Source organism: Serratia sp. CY33525, from assembly GCF_052169115.1.
Classification (GTDB): Bacteria; Pseudomonadota; Gammaproteobacteria; order Enterobacterales; family Enterobacteriaceae; genus Serratia; species Serratia sarumanii.
Genome location: NZ_JBJNLK010000001.1, coordinates 216,013 through 237,757, shown reverse-complemented (window position 1 = coordinate 237,757; position 21,745 = coordinate 216,013). Strand labels below are relative to the sequence as shown.

Genomic DNA, 21,745 nt, shown 5'->3' with positions numbered 1-21,745 from the left:
CAGGAGGTGGACTATGCGCAGCTTGCCGATTCGGTTATCGAACAAAATTGATGATGATCTGAACGATATTGCCCGGCGTCATGGGATGGAAAAAACCGAGGTAATCAAAATGGCGTTTGCACTGATTACCCTTGCCGATAAGTACTGGATGAAACAGGATGGTACTTCTCTTGGCATTGTACGGGAGAAGGGTGAACAGCTTGAAGCGGTGGGGCGGGTCGTGGAGATCTTCCCATGAACATCGAAAGCCGTAATCTGCGCGATGAGGCCAGCCAGGTTTATCTGGAGCAGGTGTTGGTCTTCGACGAAATGGAGCGGCTGCGCCTGGCGCGCCAGGTATTGTGCGGGATATTCGCGGTCAGCGTGGGCGTATTCGCCGCCCACGCGTATTGGGAGAAAAATGAAGCGCTCGGACAAACGTTCGAACTGGTGAAGATCGGCGCCTTGCCGCTGGTCACGCTGGTGGTTTCCTTCTACTTTCCCACCAGCGCGGCCAGATAAGGCGCCGCGTCAATGCGACTTCATGCCCGCCGCGGTCATCAGCAGGCGGAACAGCGAGGCGACCACGAACAGCCCCAGCACGCTGGCGCTCCAGATGATCACCAGCCAGCCGATGCGTTTCCACCAGGGCGCCGGCGCGGCGGTTGCCGTTTTATCTTGCATAGCGTCCTCCCTTCTCAGTGATAGCCGTGTTCATGGCTGATCTTGCCGCGGAACACGTAGTAGCTCCAGAAGGTGTAGACCAGAATGATCGGGATGATGAACAGCGCGCCCACCAGCATAAAGCCGAGGCTCTGCGGCGGGGCGGCGGCGTCCCAAAGGCTGATGGCCGGCGGGATCAGGTGCGGCCAGATGCTGATGCCAAGCCCGCTCAGGCCGAGGAACACCAGCAGCAGCGTCAGTATGAACGGCGAGTAGTGCGCGCCGCGTTTCACCCCGCGCTGAATTCCCCAGGCGCTGAGCAGCACCAGCACCGGCACCGGCAGCAGCCAGAACAAATTCGGCAGCGTAAACCAGCGGGCGGCGATTTCCGGATGCGCGATCGGCGTCCAGATACTGACCGCGGCCAGCACCAGCAACAGGATCGCCAGCAGCGGCGTCGCCAGATGATACATGCGCGCCTGCAGATCACCGGCGGTTTTCATCACCAGCCAGGTGCAGCCTAGCAGGGCGTAGGTCACCACCAGCCCCAGCCCGCAGAACAACGCGAACGGCGTCAGCCAGTCCAGTGCGCCGCCGGCGTAGGTGCGGCCTTCGACCGGGAAGCCGTTGATCACGGCGCCCACCACCACCCCCTGGCTGAAGGTGGCGAAGATTGAGCCCCAGATGAACGCCTTGTCCCAGATATGGCGTTTCTCCGGCGTCGCCTTGAAGCGAAACTCGAAGGCCACGCCGCGGAAAATCAGCCCGATCAGCATCAGCGTCAGCGGGATCGCCAGCGCGTCGAGGATCACCGAGTAGGCCAGCGGGAAGGCGCCGAACAGCGCGGCGCCGCCCAGCACCAGCCAGGTCTCATTGCCGTCCCACACTGGGGCGACGGTGTTCATCATCAGATCGCGGTCGCCGCTCTCTTTCACCCACGGAAACAGGATGCCGATGCCCAGGTCGAAACCGTCCATCACCACGTACATCATGGTACTGAACACGATGATCACAAACCAAATCAGCGGAAGATCGATGCCCATGTTCAGCTCCTGTCGTCCAGAGTATCGTTGACCGCGGACAGCGGACGCGCCGGCCGGCCCTCGGTATTGTCTTCTTGGTGTTCATGCGGCTGCGGCCCTTTGCGGATCAGGCGCATCATGTAGGAATAGCCCACGCCGAACACCGAGCAGTAGACGATGATGAACGCCAGCAGGCTGATGCTCATGTGCAGATCGCCGTGCGCGGAGACCGCGTCCTTGGTGCGCAGCAGGCCGTACACCACCCACGGCTGGCGGCCGATCTCGGTGGTGAACCAGCCCGCCAGCAGCGCCAGCAGCCCGGAAGGACCCATCCACAGGATGAAGTACAGGAACGGACGCGACTGATACAGCCCGCCGCGCCAGCGCAGCCACAGGCTCCACACCCCGGCCAGGATCATCAGCATGCCCAGCCCGACCATGATGCGGAACGACCAGAACACCACGGTGGAGTTGGGGCGATCTTCCGGCGGGAAGGATTTGAGCGCCGGTACCTGTTCGGTCAGGCTGTGGGTCAGGATCAGGCTGCCGAGGTACGGTACTTCCAGCTTGAAGCGGGTCTCTTCGCGCTCCATGTCCGGCCAGCCGACCAGGATCAGCGGCGTGGCTTCGCCCGGCGGGTTTTCCCAGTGGCCTTCGATGGCGGCGATCTTCGCCGGCTGGTGTTTCAGCGTATTCAGGCCATGCGCATCGCCGATCAGCGCCTGCACCGGCGCGACGATCAGCGCCATCCACATCGCCATCGACAGCATTTTGCGCATCGCCGGGGTATCGCGGCCGCGCAGCAGATGCCAGGCGGCGGAGGCGCCGACGAAGAACGCCGAGGAGAGGAAGGCGGCGGTGGACATGTGCAGCAGGCGGTACGGGAAGGACGGGTTGAAGATCACCTTCAGCCAGTCGACCGGTACCACCTGGCCGTTGATGATTTCATGCCCCTGTGGCGTCTGCATCCAGCTGTTGGAAGCCAGGATCCAGAAGGTGGAGATCAGCGTGCCGAGCGCCACCATGCAGGTGGCGAAGAAGTGCAGGCCGGGGCCGACGCGGTTCCAGCCGAACAGCATTACGCCGAGGAAACCGGCTTCGAGGAAGAAGGCGGTCAGCACTTCATAGGTCAGCAGCGGCCCGGTAATGCTGCCGGCGAACTCGGAGAAGAAGCTCCAGTTGGTGCCGAACTGATAGGCCATCACCAGCCCGGACACCACGCCCATGCCGAAGTTGACGGCGAAAATCTTTGACCAGAAGTGGTAAAGCTCACGGTAGGCTTCATTGTGCGTTTTCAACCATAACCCTTCCAGCACCGCCAGATAGCTGGCTAAACCGATGGTGATGGCGGGGAAGATGATATGGAAAGACACGGTGAAGGCGAACTGTATTCTGGCGAGTTCCAGTGCATCAAGACCCAGCATGGCGCCTCCTAGGGTTGAACATAAATTAACCTCTTGAGTATAGCTGTCATTTTTATGTGAAATACTTGGCGTTAAGTTAAGCACGGAGTACAGTGACTATAATAGTGACAGTTATTTTACTTTTTCATATAACAGTTAATGGTTATGACCCGATACGAGCAGCTTGCGCAGCAGATTAGAGAACAGATCCAGAACCGGGTGTGGCGGGCGGGCGACAAACTGCCTTCGCTGCGCGAGAGCGGCAAACGCGCCGGATTGAGCCTGATGACGGTAGTGCAGTCTTACCAACTGCTGGAGAGCCAGGGGTGGATCGTCGCCCGGCCGCAGTCGGGCTACTACGTGGCGGCGCGCCCGCAGCCGCTGCCCCAGCCTTCGCGCGGCGAGAAGCTGTTGCTGAGCGAGCAGGTGGACATCAACGCCTTTATTTTCGACGTGCTGCAGGCCTGCAAGGATCCGGATATCGTGCCTTTCGGTTCGGCCTTTCCCGACGCCACGCTGTTCGCCCAGCCGAAGCTGGCGCGCGCGCTGAGCAGCGTGGCGCGCAAGTTCACGCCGCACAGTTCGCTGGCCAACCTGCCGCCGGGCAACGACGCGCTGCGGCGGCACATCGCCCAACGCTATGCGCTGAGCGGCATGCAGGTCGCGCCGGACGAAATCGTCATCACCGCCGGGGCGATGGAGTCGCTCAGCCTCAGCCTGCAGGCGGTGACCCAGCCGGGCGACTATGTGGCGATCGAATCGCCGGCGTTTTACGGCGCGCTGCAGGCGCTGGAACGGCTGCGGTTAAAGGCGGTGGCGATCGCTACGCATCCGCAGGACGGTATCGATCTGGACGCGCTGCAGCAGGCGGTGGACCAGTATCCGATCAAAGCCTGCTGGTTGATGACCCATTTCCAGAACCCGCAGGGCGCCACCCTGCCGGAGGCCAACAAGCAGCGTCTGGTGACGCTGCTGCGCGAACGGCAGATCTCGCTGATTGAAGACGACGTCTACGGCGAACTGTACTTCAGCGCGGAACGGCCGCTGCCGGCCAAGGCGCTCGACAGCGGCGGCCAGATCCTGCACTGCTCGTCGTTTTCCAAATGCCTGGCGCCGGGCTTTCGCGTCGGCTGGGTGGCGGCGGGGCGTTATGCGCAGCAGATCCAGCGTTTGCAGCTGATGAGCACCGTTTCCACCAGCGTGCCGACCCAGATGGCGCTGGCGGATTATCTGCTGCACGGCGGCTACGATACCCATCTGCGGCGGTTGCGGCGCCTGCTGGCCCAGCGGCAAAGCGCGATGCGTCAGGCGATCGCCCACCATTTCCCGCCGACGGTGAAGGTCAGCCAGCCCGACGGCGGCTACTTCCTGTGGCTGGAGCTGGATCCGGCGCTGTCGTCGATGGAACTGTACCGGCGCGCGCTTTCCCGGGGCATCAGCATCGCGCCGGGGCGCATGTTTACCACCGGCGACCATTTCAACCACTGCTTCCGTCTCAACGCCTCTTTTGAATGGAACGACCGCTTTGAAGAGGCGATCAAAACCTTAGCCAAGCTTATCCGGGGGCTGGCGGCGGCAGGTTGAACGGCACACCTGGCGTCAGGACAGATAGTGCTTCAACGCGCGCCCGGCCTGGTGGATCGCCGAATGCACCGCCGGGACGTGGGCGAGCGGATTCAACAGGCCGTAGTCGTGGATCAGCCCGTTATAGCGGGTGGAGGTGACCTCGACGCCGGCGGCATCGAGCAGACGCGCGTAGGCTTCGCCCTCATCGCGCAGCACGTCCAGCTCGGCGGTTTGCACCAGCGCCGGCGGCAACCCCCGCAGCTGGTCCGGCGTGGCGTTGAGCGGCGAGGCGTAGATATCTTTGCGCTGCGCCTTATCGGGCGCGTAGCTGTCCCAAAACCACTTCATCATGTTGCGGGTCAGGAAATGGCCTTCGGCAAACTGATGATAGGAATCGGTATCAAACTGGGCGCGGGTGACGGGCCACAGCAGGATCTGGCAGCGCAGCGCCGGTATGCCTTTCTGTTTGGCCATCAGGCTGACCACCGCCGCCATATTGCCACCGGCGCTGTTGCCGACCACCGCCAGCCGCGAGCCGTCGACGTTGATCTTCTCGCCGTACTCGGCCACCCATTCGGTGGCGGCGTAAGCCAGGTTGATCGCCTCAGGGTAGCGCACCTCCGGTGAGCGGGGATAATTGACGAACACCGCCGCCGCACCTGAGCTGTGCACCAGATCGCGCACCAGCCGTTCATGGGTGGGAAAATCGCCCAGCACCCAGCCACCGCCGTGGAAGAACATGAATACCGGCAGCGCCTCTTTGACCCTGGCCGGCCGCACCAGCTGCAGCAGAATATCCTGACCTTCTACGTGAATGGTTTTCTCGCTGATATCGACCTCGCGCAGCGGCACCTCGACGCTGCGTTGCGTGTCCTCCAACACCCTGCGCGCCTCTTTGGGCTTCATCTGTTCCATAGGTTTACCGCCGCCGGCATTCAGCGCGTCGAGAAACGCGCGGATGTCGTGTTGGGCGTGCGGCTGGCTGAGATCGACGGTTTTCTTGGGCATGGGGACTCCTTGTGCGCAGAAGAGAAGGGGCGGTCAGGATCACAGTGTAGTCGCTGGCGCACAAAGCAGGAGCCGCGGCCAGCGTGGCCCCTTTTGGCCGGTGGGGTCTCGCGTCGCTGCCGCGATGCACCATTCTGGCGCACCGCTGCACCCGCTGGGGGCAAAAAGTGTGATAGCGAGCAAATCGGGCGAAATTATTTTTGCGAGCCCGATCAGAAATCCTGAAGTTTTTCGCAATTGAATAGGATTTCGCGCGCAATGATGATTTTAGGCCTTATTTTTTAATTTATGCATTACCAATGCATAGAAAATGAATAACTATGCAATATAAGCCGTTGTTTTAACGCCAGAAATAGCAAAATCCGGTAAAAATCCCGTTTTGGCACGATAGCTGCTCTACACTCTTTATCAAACGACATGTATTTTAACTGCTCGTTAACATTTACTCCCCGCTCAGGGACCGGATATACGCCATAAATAGTGAAAAACCGATTTTATGTAACAGATTTGTTTCTAAATCAGCGGTAAGGGGCAGCATTTTCTCCGCCGTGAAAGTCGGTTTTGAACAACGGTTTTTTTGCAATGTGGCGGCCTAGCCGGGCCTGAGCGGCCCTTACAGTCAAAATTCAGCCTTTGCTGAGATTATGAGGTCACTATGGAACAGCCAATCGCAGTTACCCGCCAGTCTTTCGATGACTGGATGGTCCCGGTTTATGCCCCTGCCGATTTTATTCTGGTGCGGGGAGAAGGCTCGCAGGTGTGGGATCAGCAGGGTAAGTCTTACATCGACTTCGCCGGCGGCATCGCGGTTAACGCGTTGGGGCATGCGCACCCGGCGGTCAAGGCGGCGCTGGTGGAGCAGGCGGGCAAACTGTGGCATCTGGGCAATGGCTATACCAACGAACCGGTGCTGCGCCTGGCCAAAAAATTGATCGACGCCACCTTCGCCGACAAGGTGTTCTTCTGCAACTCGGGCGCTGAAGCCAACGAAGCGGCGCTGAAACTGGCGCGCAAGCATGCGCACGACCAGCACGGCGCCGGTAAAGATCAGATTGTGGCGTTCAACAACGCGTTCCACGGCCGCACGCTGTTTACCGTGTCCGCCGGCGGCCAGCCAAAATACTCGCAGGACTTTGCGCCGCTGCCGGGCGGCATCACCCATACGCCGTACAACGATCTGGCCGCGGCGGCCGAGCTTATCAACGATCGCACCTGCGCGGTGATCGTCGAGCCGATCCAGGGCGAGGGCGGCGTGCTGCCGGCGGAAGCCAGTTTCCTGCAGGGGCTGCGTGAGCTGTGCGATCGCCATAATGCGCTGCTGATCTTCGACGAAGTGCAGACCGGCGTCGGCCGCACCGGCCACCTGTATGCCTACATGCAGTACGGCGTGGTGCCGGACGTGCTGACCACCGCCAAAGCGCTGGGCGGCGGCTTCCCTATCGGCGCCATGCTGACCACCGATGCGCTGGCGAAAACGCTGGGCGTCGGCACCCACGGCACCACCTACGGCGGCAACCCGCTGGCGACGGCGGTGGCGGGGACGGTGTTCTCCATCATCAACACCCCGGAAGTGCTGGAGGGCGTGAAACAGCGTCACCAGTGGTTTATCGACGGGTTGAACGACATCAACCGTCAGTACCCGATCTTCGCCGACATTCGAGGCGGCGGTTTGCTGATCGGCTGCCAATTGACGAAAGACTATGCCGGCAAAGCGAAGCAGATCACCCAACTGGCCAACGAAGAAGGCGTTATCGCGCTGATCGCCGGCTCGGACGTGGTGCGTTTCACGCCGTCGCTGATCATCCCTGAGCAGGATGTGAAAGAGGGGCTGGCGCGATTCGCGCGCGCCGTGGCGCGCATTTGCAGCTAATCAGCGGGCTGCGCCTTCACCGGCGCAGCCTGATTCAGAAGAGGTTCGCATTATGATGATTATTCGCCCTATAGAGCGTCGCGATCTGGCGGATTTATTGACGCTGGCCGGTAAATCCGGCATCGGTCTCACTTCACTGCCGCAAAATGAAGATACCCTGTCGGCACGCATTGAGCGGGCGTTAAAAACCTGGCAAGGCGAACTTCCGCAAAGTGACCAGTGTTATCTGTTCGTGTTGGAAGACAGCGAGCGCCGTCAGGTGGTCGGGGTCTGCGCGATCGAAGTGGCCGTCGGCCTGGCGGAACCCTGGTACAGCTTCCGCGTCGGCACGCAGGTGCACGCTTCCAAACAGCTGAACGTCTATAAATCGGTGCCGACGCTGTTCCTCAGCAACGATCATACCGGCCATTCGGAGCTGTGCACGCTGTTCCTCGATCCGGATTATCGTCACGGCGAGAACGGCAAGCTGCTGTCGAAGGTGCGTTTCCTGTTTATTGCCGCGTTCCGCGAACGTTTCTCCCGGCGCCTGATCGCCGAGATGCGCGGTTTCTCCGATGAAAACGGCCGATCGCCGTTCTGGGAGAGCGTCGGGCGCCATTTCTTCTCCATCGAGTTCGCCAAGGCGGACTACCTGAGCGGCACCGGGCAAAAGGCGTTTATCGCCGAACTGATGCCGAAACACCCGTTGTATGTCGATTTCCTGGCCGAAGACGCGCAGAAAGTGATCGGCGAAGTGCATCCGCAAACCCTGCCGGCACGCCGATTGCTGGAGGCGGAAGGCCTGAGCTATCAGGGCTACGTCGATATCTTCGACGGCGGCCCGACGCTGGAAGCCGAGATCGACCACATCCGCGCGGTGAAGCAGAGCCGCCTGGTGAAAGTGGTGCTGGATGACACGCCGATGCGCGCCGATGCGCCGGTGCATCTGGTGGCCAACGACAACTATCAGCAATACCGCGCACTGTTGGTCAATGCCGATCTGTATGACGACCGCCTGCATATCAACGCCGCCACCGCCGCGGCGCTGGGCGTCGAACAGGGCAGCCCGGTGCGGGTGCTCCCCCTTATTGCACAGGAGAAAGCATGATGTCTCATCCTGCACTGTTGATTAACGGCGTCTGGCGGCAGGGCCGCGGCGCCGAGTTCGGCAAGGCCGATCCGGTCGGCAACCAGCCGCTGTGGCGCGCCAACGCCGCCGATACCGATGACGTCGCCGCCGCCTGCGAGGCCGCGCGCGTCGCGTTCCCGGCCTGGGCGCGGACGCCGTTCGAACAGCGCGAACAGCTGGTAAAACGCTTCGCCGCCTTGCTGGAAGAACACAAGCAGTCGCTGGCGGAAACCATCAGCCGCGAGACCGGCAAACCGCGCTGGGAAACGCTGACCGAAATTCAGGCGATGATCGGCAAGGTGGGCATTTCGCTGCAGGCCTATCAGACGCGCACCGGCTTTAGCCAGACGGCGATGGCCGACGGCGCTTCGGTGCTGCGCCATCGTCCGCACGGCGTGCTGGCGGTGTTCGGGCCTTACAACTTCCCCGGCCATCTGCCGAACGGCCATATCGTGCCGGCGCTGTTGGCCGGCAACTGCGTGGTATTCAAACCGAGCGAGCTGACGCCGCTGACCGCCGAGGAGACCCTGAAGCTGTGGCTGCAGGCCGGCCTGCCGGACGGGGTGATCAACCTGGTGCAAGGCGGCCGCGAGACCGGCGAAGCGCTGGCGGCCAGTGCGGATATCGACGGCCTGCTGTTCACCGGCAGCGCCGGCACCGGCTATCACCTGCATCGCCAATTGGCGGGGCAGCCGGAGAAGATCCTGGCGTTGGAGATGGGCGGCAACAACGCGCTGATCGTCGACGGTTTTGACGATCGCGATGCGGCGGTCAACCTGGCTATCCAATCGGCGTTTATCTCCGCCGGCCAACGCTGCACCTGTTCACGCCGTATTCTGGTGAAGCAGGGGGCGGAAGGCGACGCCTTTATCGAACGTTTGGTCCAGGTGGCGGGCGAACTGCGCGTCGGCCGCTGGGATGCCGAACCGCAGCCGTTCATGGGCGGGGTGGTGTCGGCAGCTGCGGCGGAAAACATGCTGAACGCGCAGCAGCGCTTGCTGGCGCTGGGCGGCAAATCGCTGCTGAGCATGCGCCTGCTGGAACCGGGCAGTTCGCTGCTCAGCCCGGGCATCGTCGATCTGACCGGCGTGGCCGGCGTACCGGACGAAGAGTATTTCGGCCCCTTGACCACCATCGTGCGTTACCGCGATTTCGACGAAGCGCTACAGCTCGCCAACCGGACGCGCTACGGCCTGTCGGTGGGGCTGGTATCGCCGCAGCGCGAGTTGTTCGAGCGCTTGCTGCTGGAAGCGCGCGCCGGCATCGTCAACTGGAACAAGCCGCTGACCGGGGCGTCCAGCGCGGCGCCGTTCGGTGGCGTGGGGGCCTCCGGCAACCATCGCCCAAGCGCCTTCTATGCGGCGGACTATTGCGCCTGGCCGATGGCTTCGCTGGAAAGCGAAAGCCTGTCGCTGCCGGCGACGCTCTCGCCGGGCTTGTCGTTCCGTTAATCGTCTGCGGCGGCGCGATGGCGCCGCCGCAGACCATCCCCAGGGGATAGCCATGTCAGGATATGAAGTCAATTTCGACGGTTTGGTGGGGCCGACGCACCACTATGCCGGGCTGTCGTTCGGCAATGAGGCCTCGACGCAGCACCAAAACAGCGTATCTAACCCAAAGCTGGCGGCGAAACAAGGTTTGCTGAAAATGAAGGCGCTGGCCGATCTCGGTTTCCAGCAAGGGGTATTGCCGCCGCAGGAGCGGCCGCATGTGCCGATGCTGCGGCGCCTGGGTTTCAGCGGCAGCGATGAGGCGGTGCTGGCGCAGGCGATGCGCCAGTCGCCGCGCCTGCTGTCGGCGCTCAGCTCGGCATCTTGCATGTGGACCGCCAATGCGGCCACCGTGTCGCCTTCGGCGGACAGCGCCGACGGCAAGGTGCATTTCACCGCCGCCAACCTGAACAACAAATTCCACCGCGCCATCGAAGCGGAAACCACCACCGCCGTATTGCGGGCGATGTTCAGCGACGATCGGCATTTCGCCCACCATGAGGCGCTGCCGCAGGTGGCGTTGTTCGGCGACGAAGGGGCCGCCAACCACAACCGTTTGGGCGGCGACTACGCCAAGCGCAGCGTGCAGGTGTTCGTCTACGGTCGGCAGGAGTTCGGCGGCGAAACGGCGCCGGCGCGTTATCCGGCGCGCCAGACGCGCGAAGCCGGCGAGGCGATCGCTCGCCTGCATCAGCTGGACGAGCAGCATACGGTCTTTGTGCAGCAAAACCCGGCGGTGATCGATCAGGGCGTGTTCCATAACGACGTGATTGCGGTCAGCAACCAAAATGTACTGTTCCACCACCAGCAGGCGTTTCACCGCCAGCAGCAGGCGCTGGATGAAGTGCGCCGCAAGATGGCGTCGCTGGACAGCGAGCTGGTGGCGATCGAGGTGCCGACCGAGCGCGTTTCGGTGGCGGACGCGGTGGCGACCTACCTGTTCAATAGCCAAATTCTTACCAAACCGAACGGCAGGATGATGATCGTGGTGCCGGAAGAGTCGCGTCAGCACGCCGGCGTGTGGCGTTATCTGAACGACATGGTCGGCAGCGGCGGCCCGATCGATGAAATCCGCGTGTTCGACCTGCGCGAAAGCATGCGCAACGGCGGCGGCCCGGCCTGCCTGCGGCTGCGGGTGGCGCTCAACGAACAAGAATTGAGAGCGGTCAATCCGCGTGTGATGATGAACGAGCGGCTGTTTGCGACGCTGAACGAATGGGTGGATCGCCATTACCGCGATCGCCTGACGCAGGATGACCTGGCCGATCCGCTGCTGCTGCGCGAAGGGCGCGAGGCGCTGGATTCGCTGACGTCGATCCTCGGCCTCGGTTCCATCTATCCATTCCAACGCTAAGGGAGGCGGCATGATCGATCTACTGCCCCTGACGCTGGAAGGGAACGAACCCGTCGAATGGCAGGGTGAAACACCACAGCTGCGCTGGCGCTGGCAGGGGGAAGGGGTGCTGGAGCTCACGCCGCGGCAGCCTTACCGCCAGGCGATGGTGATGTCGGCGGGCGTGCACGGCAACGAAACCGCGCCGATTGAACTGCTCAATCAGTTGGTCGGCGATCTGCTGGCCGGCCGGTTGCCGCTGAAGGTGCGGCTGTTGGTGGTGCTGGGTAACCCGGCGGCGATGCGGGCCGGCAAGCGTTATCTGCACAGCGATATGAACCGCATGTTCGGCGGCCGCTACCGCAACTTCGCCGCCAGCGGCGAAACCGTGCGCGCGCAGCAGTTGGAGCGTGCGCTCGCCGCCTTTTTCGATGGCGAGCAGGCGGCGCGTTTCCACTACGATTTGCACACCGCCATCCGTGAATCGCGTTTGCCGCGCTTCGGCATTCTGCCCTTCCAGAAACGCCCGTACAGCGAGCCGATGTTGCAGCTGCTGGATGCCGCCGATCTGGATGCGCTGGTGGTGCACAGCGCGCCGGGCGGTACCTTTAGCCACTACTCCAGCGAACATCTCAATGCGGCGAGCTGTACGCTCGAGTTGGGCAAGGCGCGGCCGTTCGGCAGTAACGATCTGCAGCAATTCGCCGCCATCGATCGCGCGCTGCGGGCGGCGGTCAGCGAAGGGCCGCCGCCGGTGCGTGCGGGCGCCGAGATTCGGGTTTTCCGTGTGATGCACTCGTTGATCAAGCACAGCGAAGATTTCAAGCTGCACCTGGACGATGACACGGCCAACTTCACCGAGCTGAAACCGGGGATGTTGCTGTGCGAGCAGCCGCAGGAGGAGTATCGCGTGGGCCAGGAGGGGGCGTGGATACTGTTCCCTAACCCCGGTGTGGCGTTGGGCCTGCGTGCCGGTATGTTGTTGAGCGAAGTTTCCCGTTCTACGCTGTATTGATTTATCCACGGCGGCGCCCTCAGCGCGCCGCCGTTATTCCCTTCATTATTTTAGTCTGCTATTTCTCGCTATTTTAATTGCCGTAAGGCGAATTTTATTCGTTCTGAAGAGATTCCCTTATGTGAATGAATAAAAGGCGGTGTCAGATGATTAGCTGAAAGTCTTAATTGCCTGGTGAATATGTTAAGACAAAAATGTGAAATAAGTAACGTTTTTAATAACCATGCTAATTTTATTGTTACTTTTGAATCGCGCAGAAAGCACGCAAAACGAAACCTAAATGCACCAGATTGGTGCGTTGCACCATTTTGGTTATAACTTATGTGGCAAAATATACATATATTCAATTGGTTGCGTGATGCTTGGTTTGTAATGTTTGGTTACAAATAAACATGCTTTCTCCTCGTTGTTTCATGAACTTTTTGATTTTAAGTTTTGATTCATGATGCTAATGTCACATCACCCCCGTATTAGGGGTGCTCATAAAATACCAAAAGATAAAATCACAGCCCAAATTATAAATGGGCGTGACGGGCAGGGTTCTAATTATAATATCTAGGAAAATAAATGATGAAACGCAGTGTATTAGCCTTAGCTGTCGCCCTCGGGGCGATCACCTCCTTCGCCAACGCGGCTGAAATCTACAATAAGGATGGCAATAAACTCGACCTGTACGGCCGTGTTAACGCCAAGCATTATTTCAGCGACAGTAAATCCAACGACGGTGATATGACCTATGTTCGCCTGGGCTTCAAAGGCGAAACGCAAATCAATGATCAGTTGACCGGGTACGGCCAGTGGGAATACAACGTCCAGGCCAATCACGACGAAGCGCAGGGCACTACCGGCACCAAAACGCGTCTGGGCTTCGCGGGGCTGAAATTCGGCAACTACGGTTCTTTCGACTACGGCCGTAACTATGGTGTGGTCTATGACGCCGAGGCTTACACCGACATGCTGCCGGAGTTCGGCGGCGACTCCTACAGCTATACCGATAACTTTATGACCGCCCGTTCCAACGGTTTGGCCACCTACCGCAACCGTGATTTCTTCGGTTTGGTGGACGGCCTGAATCTGGCGGTGCAGTACCAGGGTAAAAACGATGGCGACGGCCGCAGCGTGACCAAGCAAAACGGCGACGGTTACGGCCTGTCTCTGGACTATCAGGACATCGGCGGTTCCGGCATCGGCGTAGCGGCGGCGTTCTCCGACTCCAACCGCACCAGCGCTCAGAAAGCCCTGCAGTACGGTAAAGGTGACAGCGCCACCGCATGGACCACCGCGGTGAAATACGATGCCAACCAGGTTTACCTGGCTGCGATGTATGCCGAAACCCGCAACATGACGCCGATCAGCGTCAACGGCACTTCCGGTTTCGCCAATAAAACGCAAAACTTCGAAGTTGTGGCCCAGTATCAATTCGAGAACGGTCTGCGTCCTTCCGTGGCTTACGTGCAGTCCAAAGGCAAGGATATCGAAGGGATCGGTGATGCCGACCTGGTGAAATACGTGGAAGTGGGGGCGACTTACTACTTCAACAAAAATATGTACACCTACGTTGATTACCAAATCAACCAGCTGAGCGACGATAACAAACTGAAATTGGCCAACGATGATATTGTTGCCGTCAGCCTGACGTATCGCTTCTAATCTGCAATTCCCTTACCTTCATCCTGTGTCGGGATTGGTAATCAGGCGGGGCGCAAGCCCCGCCTTAGCTCGTTGACAAAGGCGGAAAAAGCGTGGTTTTTCCTTCTTTGTGGTGAGCAACCGAAAATCAATGAATTGATTTCCCTTATTTTAAATGCTGTTTTCGGTAAACCTGGCAATGTCATCAGGCTTGTCATTAACCTCAGGTGGGGCGCAAGCCCGGCCTTCGTTTTATCGGGATCTCAGCCTTTGGGCGCCAGCCCGACCAGCTCAATGGCGGAACGCAGCGCGGCGAAACGTTGCTGATCCTGCTCACGCTCTATTTCGTTCACCAGCTGTGAAAGAATATTGCTGCCGGAGACCTTTTTATGGTTTTGGATTAACTGCAACACTGCGTCGCCTAACGCCAGGCTGACGTCGTGCAGCAGAGTTTCATATTGCTCGTTGGAGTGAGCCGATGCTGGCATGACCTTTCTCTGTCTCTTTCTTCTTCGGGAGCCGCAATTTAGCAAAACAGCGGCCTTATGCCTCGGAGGAAGACGCAGTTTCCGATGAAATCAGAAATTCCTCAGCGTCGCGCGGGGAGGGCGTTAAAAATCCGAATATTCGCTGGCTGGCAACCAGAAGCCGTCGATAAACTCTTCCATGGGATAACAGCCGGCGTGTCGCAAGTTCTGTTCCTTCATCGCGACCAGGCATTGCGGCTCGTCGCGCAATATGTCGACCACCATTTCACTGCAGCCACCATCCAGATAACAGACAAACATCACCAATGCGTACATCGTTGCACGCCTCCTTCGTCGAGTTGCTCTGTCTGCAACAGTGTAGGTAAAAAAGCGCGATTTTTCAGCATCATTGCGCGATTAATCGCCACCGAAACGCCGTTGACGACACTTTCGGAATACTCTAACCGTTTCTGACGCCGTGAGCGGATGGCATATCCTTTTGTCGATGCTAAGCTTAACAAGCCTTACTTAAACGCATTAGTGAAACCATCAAAAGGAGTGAATATGGGCTTGTTTAACTTCGTCAAAGAAGCGGGCGAAAAACTGTGGGACACAGTCACCGGCAATGCCTCCGCCGAAGATCAAGGCGCCAAACTCAAGGAGCATCTCGATAAGAGCGGCTTGCCGGGCACCGACAAAGTCAATGTGCAAGTGATCGATGGTAAAGCCGTAGTGACCGGCGACGCCGTCAGCCAGGAGTTAAAAGAGAAGATCCTGGTGGCTGTCGGCAACGTGGCGGGCATCAGCGGCGTGGAGGATAAGGTGGCGGTGACGCAACCCGACGCCGAGAGCCGCTTCTATACCGTGAAGAAGGGCGATACGCTGAGCGCCATCTCTAAAGAGATGTACGGCAACGCCAATCAGTACAACAAGATTTTCGAAGCCAACAAGCCGATGCTGTCGAGCCCGGACAAGATTTATCCTGGGCAGGTGTTGCGTATCCCGCAATAACGCGTCGGTCTGCCATAGCCCGGTTGCGTACCGGGCTTTTTTTTGTCCTCTGCAATAGGCGTCTCTTATTTCCCTGCGATCTTGATGCCGGTTACATTTCCCCTGTGTACCCGCTCGCTTGCCGGCAGGCGCGGTGTTGACCCTGATGGGGAAAATTGATAGCGTCATCCCCCGGTTGAGCCGGAACGACCAAGGCGGCAACGTTGGCGCCTTATTCTGAGGGGATGTTTTGCCCCGTCAAACAGCAATGCAGCAGTTGAACGAGTGAAACCGATTTAGTGAAACAACAGCGTAACGCCTCAACGGATAAAAACTATCGAGAAACCTTGGGTGATGCGCAATTTGCGATCGTCGTGTTGGCGGTGGCGTCCTGCTCACTGATTATCTTTACGCTGGCGGTCACGCTGTGGGTGACCTGACGCGATTAACTAGGGGAGATAAAATGGAGCCTAATCTCCATGATGAGACCAAACTGCTGGCGATTATCGGCCTGTTGGTGTCCGTGCTGCTGGTGGTATCAATTCTCTTTGGCGTGACCTATTTTTCCGATCTCAGGCACGCGCAGGACGATATAGACATCATGAGCTGCTATATCAAAGCGTCCTGACCGCGCAACTGCGCCTGAGCGTCGCCGCTCTGTGGGGAAGCTGTCCTGTGTTAAGCTTGGGCGGTTACCCTTGGCGAATCGGCGCCATTCAGGAGGTCTTTGCGATGAGTCAGTCACGTCCTACGCTCTCTTCACCTGCACGCGAATGCCCTGTCGTTGACGGCGTGCGCCAGATACAACGTATTGCCGTGCGTAACGCAGAAGTGGGGGGCATCCCGATCAACCGTGCGTTACCAACCCGGGAGCGGCGCACCGTCGGCGCCTGGTGTTTTCTCGATCACGCCGGGCCGACGGTCTTCAACGGCACCTCGCCCGGCATGGATGTGGGGCCGCATCCGCATATCGGGCTGCAAACGTTCACCTGGATGATAGAGGGGGAGGTGCTGCACCGAGACAGCCTCGGCAGTGAGCAGGTGATTCGTCCAGGCCAGGTTAATCTGATGACCGCAGGGCGCGGCATTGTGCATACCGAACAGTCGGTGGGTGAGCAACGGCGATTGCATGCCGCACAATTATGGATCGCGCTGCCGGCCGAACATGCCGACATGGCGCCACGCTTCGATCATTATCCTGACTTGCCGCAATGGCAGAATAACGGCGTGAATCACCGTTTGCTGGTTGGGGAATTTGGCGCTTATCGTTCACCGGTGTTTACGCTTTCGCCATTAATCGCCATTGATCTGGAATGGCAGGAAGCGGCGAGGATCGAATTGCCGCTGCGCGATGATTATGAAATCGGCTTTTTGCCCCTTATTGGTGCATTTGAACTTAATGGTGAAACTTTTTCACCTGATGAGTTCGCCTATTTGGGCATGAAGAATAACTCTATTGGGTTAAATGCGCAAAAGGGCAGCCGGGGATTATTAATCGGTGGGGCGCCATTAAACGAAGAGGTCCTTATCTGGTGGAATTTCGTTGGCCATAGCAAGGCTGAAATTACTCGGGCTCAGCATGATTGGGAACAAGGGGCGCCGCGCTTCCCGGCGGTTAGCGGTTATTCTGGTGAGCGCATGACCGCGCCACGCCTGCCCTGGAGCGATGTTTGATAGCGTTAGGATATAATCGCCGCGATTATTCGGCTTATTTCGCTCTAATAAGGCGAAATTAATGTGATCGCGGCTCCAGCTTTACGACAATATAAGGTTTATCGGCGGAAAAGTGATCTGGCGCATATAATGACAGCGAGAAGAAGTTTAGGATAATCCTCAGGAAGTAAGGTTGTCTCCCGTTAGTCAGATGTCAGTGAGGTCATTATGAGCCAGGTACTCTATCGTGCAAGACTGTCCCATGTCGTGGTTGCCACGGCGCTGTTTTGGGTCTCTGTCGCGGCATTGTTGGTCGCCGTATTAAACTAACCTCAAAAAATGACTCCTGCATAAACCCGCCTCGGCGGGTTTTTTTATCTCCGCCGATGGGAAGATGAGAGGCGGAGTTTATAATTGATGACATCTTCAATAAACGACCGGGATCCTCATGAAGCTCTTTGCCGATATTTTGCTGCTGCTCATCGCAGCGCTCCATCTTTATATCCTGGTGCTGGAAATGTTCCTGTGGCGTACGCCACTCGGCAGGCGCGCATTCGGCACGACGGCGGAGTTCGCCGCCGCCACCCGGGTGCTGGCCGCCAATCAGGGGTTGTACAACGGCTTTCTGGCGGTGGGGTTGGCATGGAGCTACTGGCGTGGGGATATGGCGCTGCAGCTGTTCTTTCTCGGGTGCGTGTTGGCGGCCGGCGTGTTCGGCGGGCTGACCGCCAGCCGCAAAATTCTGTGGGTGCAGGCGCTGCCGGCCGCGATCGCGATACTGGCTGCATGGGCGGCGCGTTAACCCGCCGGTTTGCGGCGGGCTTCAGGCGGATTTTTGGTGAATGACGTGCAGCGGCGGATCGATATGCAGATCGACGCTCAAATCCTGGCGGAAATCATAGGGCGTGATATTAAAACGCTTTCTGAACATGTACGTGAAGTGAGACTGTGAACCGAAGCCAAAGTCCAGGGCAATATCGAAGATCGACGCTTCACTGCTGCGCAGTTGGTAGACCGCGCCGGCCAGACGGCGTTCGCGAATGTATTTGCCGAGCGAAATTCCCGTCGCTTCTTTGAACAGCTTCTGCATGTGCCACAGCGAGTAGCCGGAGTACTCGGCCAGCTCTTCGAGATGGATCACTCGTCCGAGGTGAGTTTCGACCCATTTGCTGAGGGCGCAGACCAATGAGAGGTGGTGTTCTTGTATCATCAGTGCGTCAGTGTGAGACCTACATAGCGGTGAAGTATACACAACTTGCCGCCGTGGACAAAAACGCCGCCGGTGTCGGGCGGCAATTATTCGGAAAAACCGCGTAACCGCCGCTTGTCAGCCGAAAGGAAAAACGGCTAATCTGAGACGGTCACCGCCTCGGTGGGGGACGCAAAGAAGGCCGCAGCAAGTAACCGCCAAAACAGAGTCAGCCGTAACAACTCAACGTTGATGGGGTGATCGCATGTTAATGACAGTGATTATTACTCTGGTTGTAATCGTGGGCGTCGGCGCTTTTATGGCGATGCCGGTGATGAGCATGAAAAACGCGGAAGGTGTGGGAGGTGAAGAACCGTGAGAGCAAGAGATATTGCACGCCGCTGAGCGGGGCGAACGCCAATCGGGAAAGCCTGGGTCAGAAACCCGGGCTTTTTGTTGCGCAGGCGCTCAAACGTTTTTCCGCTCGACGGTTTCCTCTCCCCAATAAAGCTGGTCGGCGGTGGTTTTGGCAAAGGCTTTCTCCAGCGCTTCGTCGCTGCCTTCTTCCCAGATTTTCTGCGCCAACACTTCGTCGTTCCCTGCCAGTTCAAAAATGGCTTCGGCGATCTCCACCGAAGTTTCACGCACTGTCGCCCAGGATTTCACATTGTGATTCGCCATAACTTTCTCCTGTTGGTTGTGGCTTGGGGGTGGTTTTTGCCACCGTCATGCTGCAAGTATAGGCTAATCCGCCGCGGGCTTTTGCCCGGCGGTGCGCAGAAGGGGGAAAAAGACGGGGAGAGCGGGCAATGGCGCGGACGCCATGCTATTCTGTGCGGCGTTTGAATCAAGAAGGAAAGTTATTATGTCTGACATGCTGAGCAACGAGCAGGAATTGGCTTCCGATCTGGTCGCTTGCCAACTGGTCATCAAACAGATTCTGGACGTTATCGACGTGATTGCGCCGACCGAAGTGCGCGACAAGATGGCGGGTCAGCTCAAAAGCATCGATTTCTCCACGCACCCTGCTGGCGCCGATCCGGTGACCCGCCGAGCGATTGACAAGGCGATTGCGCTGATCGAGATGAAGTTTACCCGCAACTGAGGCGGGGCCGCCGCAGAGCGGCGGCGTCGGGCGGTGGCGGTTAATCCACCACCGTTTCGATTTTCTTGAACAGCGGGCAGTCGGCTACGCCGATGAAACCGTTGTCGCCATTTACGTACTGGGCGATCGCCACGTTACGCGCCGTCAGGTATTTGCACTGCAATCCCAACCCGCCAACGTTTTTGTTGCTGCCGATCAGCACGCCGTAACCCGAGATCAAAAAGCCGCCGTAAATGACCGCCAACACCAGTACCCACTTAATCAATTTACTCATCGCATTTCCTCGTTGTCCCTGAGGGAGCATCTAGCCACGGCGCGCATGCGAGGGCAAGGGTAACAGTCTGAAAACCGGGCGATAGCCAGAAATCTAAACGAAAAGTTAAACTTCGTTTAACTTCGCTGTGATAACATGCGCGATAGATTACCCAGATAACAATGAGGCTGCTAAATTTGTTGCGAAAAAAAATCCTCGTGATAATGACGGCCGTCGCTGCCTGCCTGTTTTTCTACCTGCTGGCGCTGGACAGCTATTGCGACGATGGTGGAAATTTTGCGTTGGGCATCTGTTCGGTGACCCGCTTCGTGCCCTGGTAAGCAATTTTCGGCAGGGATGTTCGCACGGCCGCCGCGAGTGTTAAGATGGCGGCCTGAATGTCGCAGTAGATAGGGTTTTCCATGTACGATTTAGGTTTTGGCCAGAACGGCCTGTTGTCGCTGGCCCTCGCCGCCGTGGCGTTGCTGGCCGGGCTGTGGGTTTGGTTCCTGGTGAACCGCGCCAGCGTGCGCGCCAACGAGCAGATTCGCCTGCTGCAAGAGATTGCCGAGCAACAGCGTCAGCAAACGGCGCTGTTGAAGCGTATGGCGCACCGCGCTGGCACTGACGGCGCTGCTGCTGACGACGACGATCTCAGCCCCGCGCTGGATTTCAAAGGTTTTATCCCCGAACGTTGAGCATGATGCTCCGGCTGGCACTGCCGCCGGGGCGCCTCAGTAAAACACCATGCCCTGATAAGGTTTTTCCCGGCATGCCGCCAGGCGGCTGGCCAAATCGCCGGCATGGATCTCCAATTGATGCCCGTCAGGATCGAGAAAATAGAGCGATTCGCCTTCGCTGCGATTGCTTTTCCACTCTTTGACGCCGGCCTGGCGCAACCGCTGACTGGCCTGTTCAATGTGTTCCGGCGCTACGCTGAAGGCGTAATGGGTGTAATCGCGCTCGTGTTGTTGCGTGCGCTTTTCATCCAGCGACAGGCATAGCCACAACGGCCCCAACGAAAGATAGGCGCCGCCTTGCCAGCGGGCGTGCGGGGTAAAACCCAACAGATGACGATAAAAATCGAAGCTGCGATCGAGATCGCTGACGGCAAGCGTCAGATGGTTGAGGCCGGTCAACATGCATGCGTTTCCTGGGCGCAGAACAGAGAGAAAAGTGTACGCAGGCGCTCAGGAAAGATAAAGGGGGCAAAGCATTAGTAGAGATAATGTGAAAACCGGCGGCGCTGTCATAAAACTGTCGTACAGACATCGTAATGTAGCGCGAACCTTACGAAAGATGGATGAAGCCGATGATTAAATGGTACGAAGAAAGCGATGCCGAAGTGAACCGCAGCATCGCGCTGCTGACCGGAGAGAACCCGGACAAGTGGTATCCCTACGGTGGTGTGAAAGGTAAAGATTACTGCAAGAATCCCTCCGATGCCTGGCCGATCATTTGCGCCAACAAAATCAGTCTGAACCCCGATAACCAAAGCGACAGCCCGCAATGGCAGGCGCGCATGAGCACCCAGGGCGGTGAATGGCAGGCGGACAGCGCCAGCCCGCTGCGCGCGGCGATGATCTGCTTCCTGATGAGCCGACAGGCTAACTGAGTCGAACAATACCGGTGATTGGTAAGAGTTTCTCCTTTTTCTAATAACAGAGCTGTCGTTGGCGGAGGCTGTTTATGAAGCGCATTATCAAAGGTGATAAAAACTTGTCTCATCTGGTGATTGCCCATGCGGCGATCGATCGTCATGCCGAAAGCTTCGGCCAGCGCCGTCAGGGCTGGCCCTCGACCTACCTGATAAAATATCAAAACGATCGCGTGGCGGTGGAAGTGGTCACGCGTCGCCAATCCTATGTCGCCACGCTGATGATCGGCGCGCGTAACCTGACCAAACTGTGCGGTATGCCTGGCTGAATGCCACCGTTGCATGCTTTCTCACGGTTAAAAAATCGCGCTCCGGCCCGCCGTCTCGGGGCGCTTCTCCTTGATG

Annotated in this window: 29 protein-coding genes; 19 read left to right on the top strand and 10 right to left on the bottom strand. The window is 58.6% G+C overall.

Features of this window, described 5'->3' with window-relative positions; translation table 11 throughout:
* Positions 1–13 precede the first annotated feature (13 nt).
* Both ACJ8IM_RS01175 and ACJ8IM_RS01170 read left to right on the top strand, forming a co-directional pair.
* A complete protein-coding gene (locus tag ACJ8IM_RS01175) occupies positions 14–238 on the top strand; it encodes a hypothetical protein (RefSeq protein ID WP_025303190.1) in 225 nt (74 codons plus the stop codon).
* Complete coding sequence (locus tag ACJ8IM_RS01170; protein ID WP_033653683.1) at positions 235–501, top strand: hypothetical protein; 267 nt, start codon at positions 235–237, stop codon at positions 499–501. The genes ACJ8IM_RS01175 and ACJ8IM_RS01170 overlap by 4 nt, the downstream gene beginning before the upstream one ends.
* Before the next feature lie 9 nt (positions 502–510).
* Here ACJ8IM_RS01170 and ACJ8IM_RS01165 read toward each other — a convergent pair whose 3' ends face one another.
* Genes ACJ8IM_RS01165 through ACJ8IM_RS01155 form a run of 3 tightly spaced genes read right to left on the bottom strand, consistent with a single transcriptional unit; the run spans position 511 to position 3,088 of the window.
* Positions 511–663, bottom strand: coding sequence for a DUF2474 domain-containing protein (locus ACJ8IM_RS01165; protein WP_071605360.1), 153 nt, complete (start codon positions 661–663; stop codon positions 511–513).
* A gap of 14 nt (positions 664–677) precedes the next feature.
* Positions 678–1,685 (bottom strand): cytochrome d ubiquinol oxidase subunit II, encoded by a 1,008-nt coding sequence (gene cydB, locus ACJ8IM_RS01160; protein WP_033653684.1) that lies wholly within the window; start codon positions 1,683–1,685, stop codon positions 678–680.
* Positions 1,686–1,687: 2 nt separating this feature from the next.
* Positions 1,688–3,088: a cytochrome ubiquinol oxidase subunit I gene (locus ACJ8IM_RS01155; protein ID WP_033647706.1), complete on the bottom strand. Its 1,401-nt coding sequence runs from the start codon at positions 3,086–3,088 to the stop codon at positions 1,688–1,690.
* Positions 3,089–3,232: 144 nt separating this feature from the next.
* Here ACJ8IM_RS01155 and ACJ8IM_RS01150 point away from each other — a divergent pair, with 144 nt between their 5' ends.
* Complete coding sequence (locus tag ACJ8IM_RS01150) at positions 3,233–4,651, top strand: aminotransferase-like domain-containing protein (protein WP_033647705.1); 1,419 nt, start codon at positions 3,233–3,235, stop codon at positions 4,649–4,651.
* A gap of 15 nt (positions 4,652–4,666) precedes the next feature.
* Here ACJ8IM_RS01150 and ACJ8IM_RS01145 read toward each other — a convergent pair whose 3' ends face one another.
* Positions 4,667–5,641: an alpha/beta hydrolase gene (locus ACJ8IM_RS01145; protein ID WP_033654439.1), complete on the bottom strand. Its 975-nt coding sequence runs from the start codon at positions 5,639–5,641 to the stop codon at positions 4,667–4,669.
* A gap of 655 nt (positions 5,642–6,296) precedes the next feature.
* Between ACJ8IM_RS01145 and ACJ8IM_RS01140 the strand changes: the two genes are divergently transcribed.
* The 6 genes from ACJ8IM_RS01140 (at position 6,297) to ompC (ending at position 14,107) form a co-directional block, all read left to right on the top strand.
* Complete coding sequence (locus ACJ8IM_RS01140) at positions 6,297–7,511, top strand: aspartate aminotransferase family protein (protein ID WP_033654437.1); 1,215 nt, start codon at positions 6,297–6,299, stop codon at positions 7,509–7,511.
* A gap of 52 nt (positions 7,512–7,563) precedes the next feature.
* Positions 7,564–8,598: an arginine N-succinyltransferase gene (gene astA / locus ACJ8IM_RS01135; protein ID WP_033654436.1), complete on the top strand. Its 1,035-nt coding sequence runs from the start codon at positions 7,564–7,566 to the stop codon at positions 8,596–8,598.
* On the top strand, positions 8,598–10,070 hold the full coding sequence (astD, locus tag ACJ8IM_RS01130; protein ID WP_033654443.1) for a succinylglutamate-semialdehyde dehydrogenase: 1,473 nt from the start codon (positions 8,598–8,600) through the stop codon (positions 10,068–10,070). The genes astA and astD overlap by 1 nt, the downstream gene beginning before the upstream one ends.
* A gap of 52 nt (positions 10,071–10,122) precedes the next feature.
* Positions 10,123–11,463, top strand: a complete 1,341-nt coding sequence (astB, locus tag ACJ8IM_RS01125; RefSeq protein ID WP_033654435.1) for an N-succinylarginine dihydrolase — start codon at positions 10,123–10,125, stop codon at positions 11,461–11,463.
* Positions 11,464–11,473: 10 nt separating this feature from the next.
* Positions 11,474–12,457 carry a succinylglutamate desuccinylase gene (gene astE / locus ACJ8IM_RS01120; RefSeq protein ID WP_033654434.1) on the top strand — a complete coding sequence of 328 codons (984 nt, stop codon included), beginning with the start codon at positions 11,474–11,476 and terminating at the stop codon, positions 12,455–12,457.
* A 567-nt stretch (positions 12,458–13,024) separates the two neighbouring features.
* A complete protein-coding gene (gene ompC / locus ACJ8IM_RS01115; protein WP_033634904.1) occupies positions 13,025–14,107 on the top strand; it encodes a porin OmpC in 1,083 nt (360 codons plus the stop codon).
* 242 nt (positions 14,108–14,349) lie between these two features.
* On the opposite strand, the gene ACJ8IM_RS01110 is transcribed toward ompC, so the two are convergent.
* Complete coding sequence (locus ACJ8IM_RS01110) at positions 14,350–14,574, bottom strand: biofilm development regulator YmgB/AriR family protein (RefSeq protein WP_033654433.1); 225 nt, start codon at positions 14,572–14,574, stop codon at positions 14,350–14,352.
* A 123-nt stretch (positions 14,575–14,697) separates the two neighbouring features.
* Positions 14,698–14,889 carry a YebW family protein gene (locus tag ACJ8IM_RS01105; RefSeq protein ID WP_004934567.1) on the bottom strand — a complete coding sequence of 64 codons (192 nt, stop codon included), beginning with the start codon at positions 14,887–14,889 and terminating at the stop codon, positions 14,698–14,700.
* Positions 14,890–15,117: 228 nt separating this feature from the next.
* Here ACJ8IM_RS01105 and lysM point away from each other — a divergent pair, with 228 nt between their 5' ends.
* From lysM to ACJ8IM_RS01080, 5 genes are all read left to right on the top strand, one after another.
* Positions 15,118–15,564: a peptidoglycan-binding protein LysM gene (lysM, locus tag ACJ8IM_RS01100; protein ID WP_033634902.1), complete on the top strand. Its 447-nt coding sequence runs from the start codon at positions 15,118–15,120 to the stop codon at positions 15,562–15,564.
* A gap of 278 nt (positions 15,565–15,842) precedes the next feature.
* Positions 15,843–15,983: a hypothetical protein gene (locus ACJ8IM_RS01095; RefSeq protein WP_162846225.1), complete on the top strand. Its 141-nt coding sequence runs from the start codon at positions 15,843–15,845 to the stop codon at positions 15,981–15,983.
* 23 nt (positions 15,984–16,006) lie between these two features.
* Positions 16,007–16,171, top strand: a complete 165-nt coding sequence (locus tag ACJ8IM_RS01090; RefSeq protein WP_162846224.1) for a hypothetical protein — start codon at positions 16,007–16,009, stop codon at positions 16,169–16,171.
* 104 nt (positions 16,172–16,275) lie between these two features.
* Positions 16,276–17,217 (top strand): pirin family protein, encoded by a 942-nt coding sequence (locus ACJ8IM_RS01085; RefSeq protein WP_033654432.1) that lies wholly within the window; start codon positions 16,276–16,278, stop codon positions 17,215–17,217.
* Positions 17,218–17,644: 427 nt separating this feature from the next.
* Entirely contained in the window at positions 17,645–17,998 is a 354-nt protein-coding gene (locus tag ACJ8IM_RS01080) for a DUF1304 domain-containing protein (RefSeq protein WP_033654431.1), read from the top strand.
* Between the two features lie 21 nt (positions 17,999–18,019).
* Here the strand turns inward: ACJ8IM_RS01080 and ACJ8IM_RS01075 are convergent, their stop codons facing one another.
* Both ACJ8IM_RS01075 and ACJ8IM_RS01070 read right to left on the bottom strand, forming a co-directional pair.
* Entirely contained in the window at positions 18,020–18,406 is a 387-nt protein-coding gene (locus ACJ8IM_RS01075) for a helix-turn-helix domain-containing protein (protein ID WP_004927697.1), read from the bottom strand.
* Positions 18,407–18,853: 447 nt separating this feature from the next.
* Positions 18,854–19,066 (bottom strand): YccJ family protein, encoded by a 213-nt coding sequence (locus tag ACJ8IM_RS01070; RefSeq protein ID WP_004927694.1) that lies wholly within the window; start codon positions 19,064–19,066, stop codon positions 18,854–18,856.
* Positions 19,067–19,250: 184 nt separating this feature from the next.
* Between ACJ8IM_RS01070 and ACJ8IM_RS01065 the strand changes: the two genes are divergently transcribed.
* Positions 19,251–19,490 carry a DUF2766 family protein gene (locus ACJ8IM_RS01065; protein WP_004927692.1) on the top strand — a complete coding sequence of 80 codons (240 nt, stop codon included), beginning with the start codon at positions 19,251–19,253 and terminating at the stop codon, positions 19,488–19,490.
* Between the two features lie 40 nt (positions 19,491–19,530).
* Here ACJ8IM_RS01065 and ACJ8IM_RS01060 read toward each other — a convergent pair whose 3' ends face one another.
* Positions 19,531–19,764: a YobH family protein gene (locus ACJ8IM_RS01060; protein WP_004927690.1), complete on the bottom strand. Its 234-nt coding sequence runs from the start codon at positions 19,762–19,764 to the stop codon at positions 19,531–19,533.
* 161 nt (positions 19,765–19,925) lie between these two features.
* Between ACJ8IM_RS01060 and ACJ8IM_RS01055 the strand changes: the two genes are divergently transcribed.
* Both ACJ8IM_RS01055 and ACJ8IM_RS01050 read left to right on the top strand, forming a co-directional pair.
* Complete coding sequence (locus ACJ8IM_RS01055; RefSeq protein WP_004927688.1) at positions 19,926–20,084, top strand: PhoP/PhoQ regulator MgrB; 159 nt, start codon at positions 19,926–19,928, stop codon at positions 20,082–20,084.
* 81 nt (positions 20,085–20,165) lie between these two features.
* On the top strand, positions 20,166–20,441 hold the full coding sequence (locus ACJ8IM_RS01050; RefSeq protein WP_033647694.1) for a YebO family protein: 276 nt from the start codon (positions 20,166–20,168) through the stop codon (positions 20,439–20,441).
* A gap of 36 nt (positions 20,442–20,477) precedes the next feature.
* On the opposite strand, the gene fos is transcribed toward ACJ8IM_RS01050, so the two are convergent.
* Positions 20,478–20,885 carry a fosfomycin resistance glutathione transferase gene (fos, locus tag ACJ8IM_RS01045; RefSeq protein WP_060430415.1) on the bottom strand — a complete coding sequence of 136 codons (408 nt, stop codon included), beginning with the start codon at positions 20,883–20,885 and terminating at the stop codon, positions 20,478–20,480.
* 170 nt (positions 20,886–21,055) lie between these two features.
* On the opposite strand from fos, the gene ACJ8IM_RS01040 reads away from it, so the two are divergent.
* Positions 21,056–21,358 (top strand): phage protein NinX family protein, encoded by a 303-nt coding sequence (locus ACJ8IM_RS01040; RefSeq protein WP_004927682.1) that lies wholly within the window; start codon positions 21,056–21,058, stop codon positions 21,356–21,358.
* Between the two features lie 74 nt (positions 21,359–21,432).
* The gene (locus ACJ8IM_RS01035) at positions 21,433–21,669 is read left to right on the top strand and encodes a DUF4060 family protein (protein WP_025303167.1); all 237 of its coding nucleotides are present in this window, start codon (positions 21,433–21,435) and stop codon (positions 21,667–21,669) included.
* The last annotated feature ends 76 nt before the right edge of the window (positions 21,670–21,745 follow it).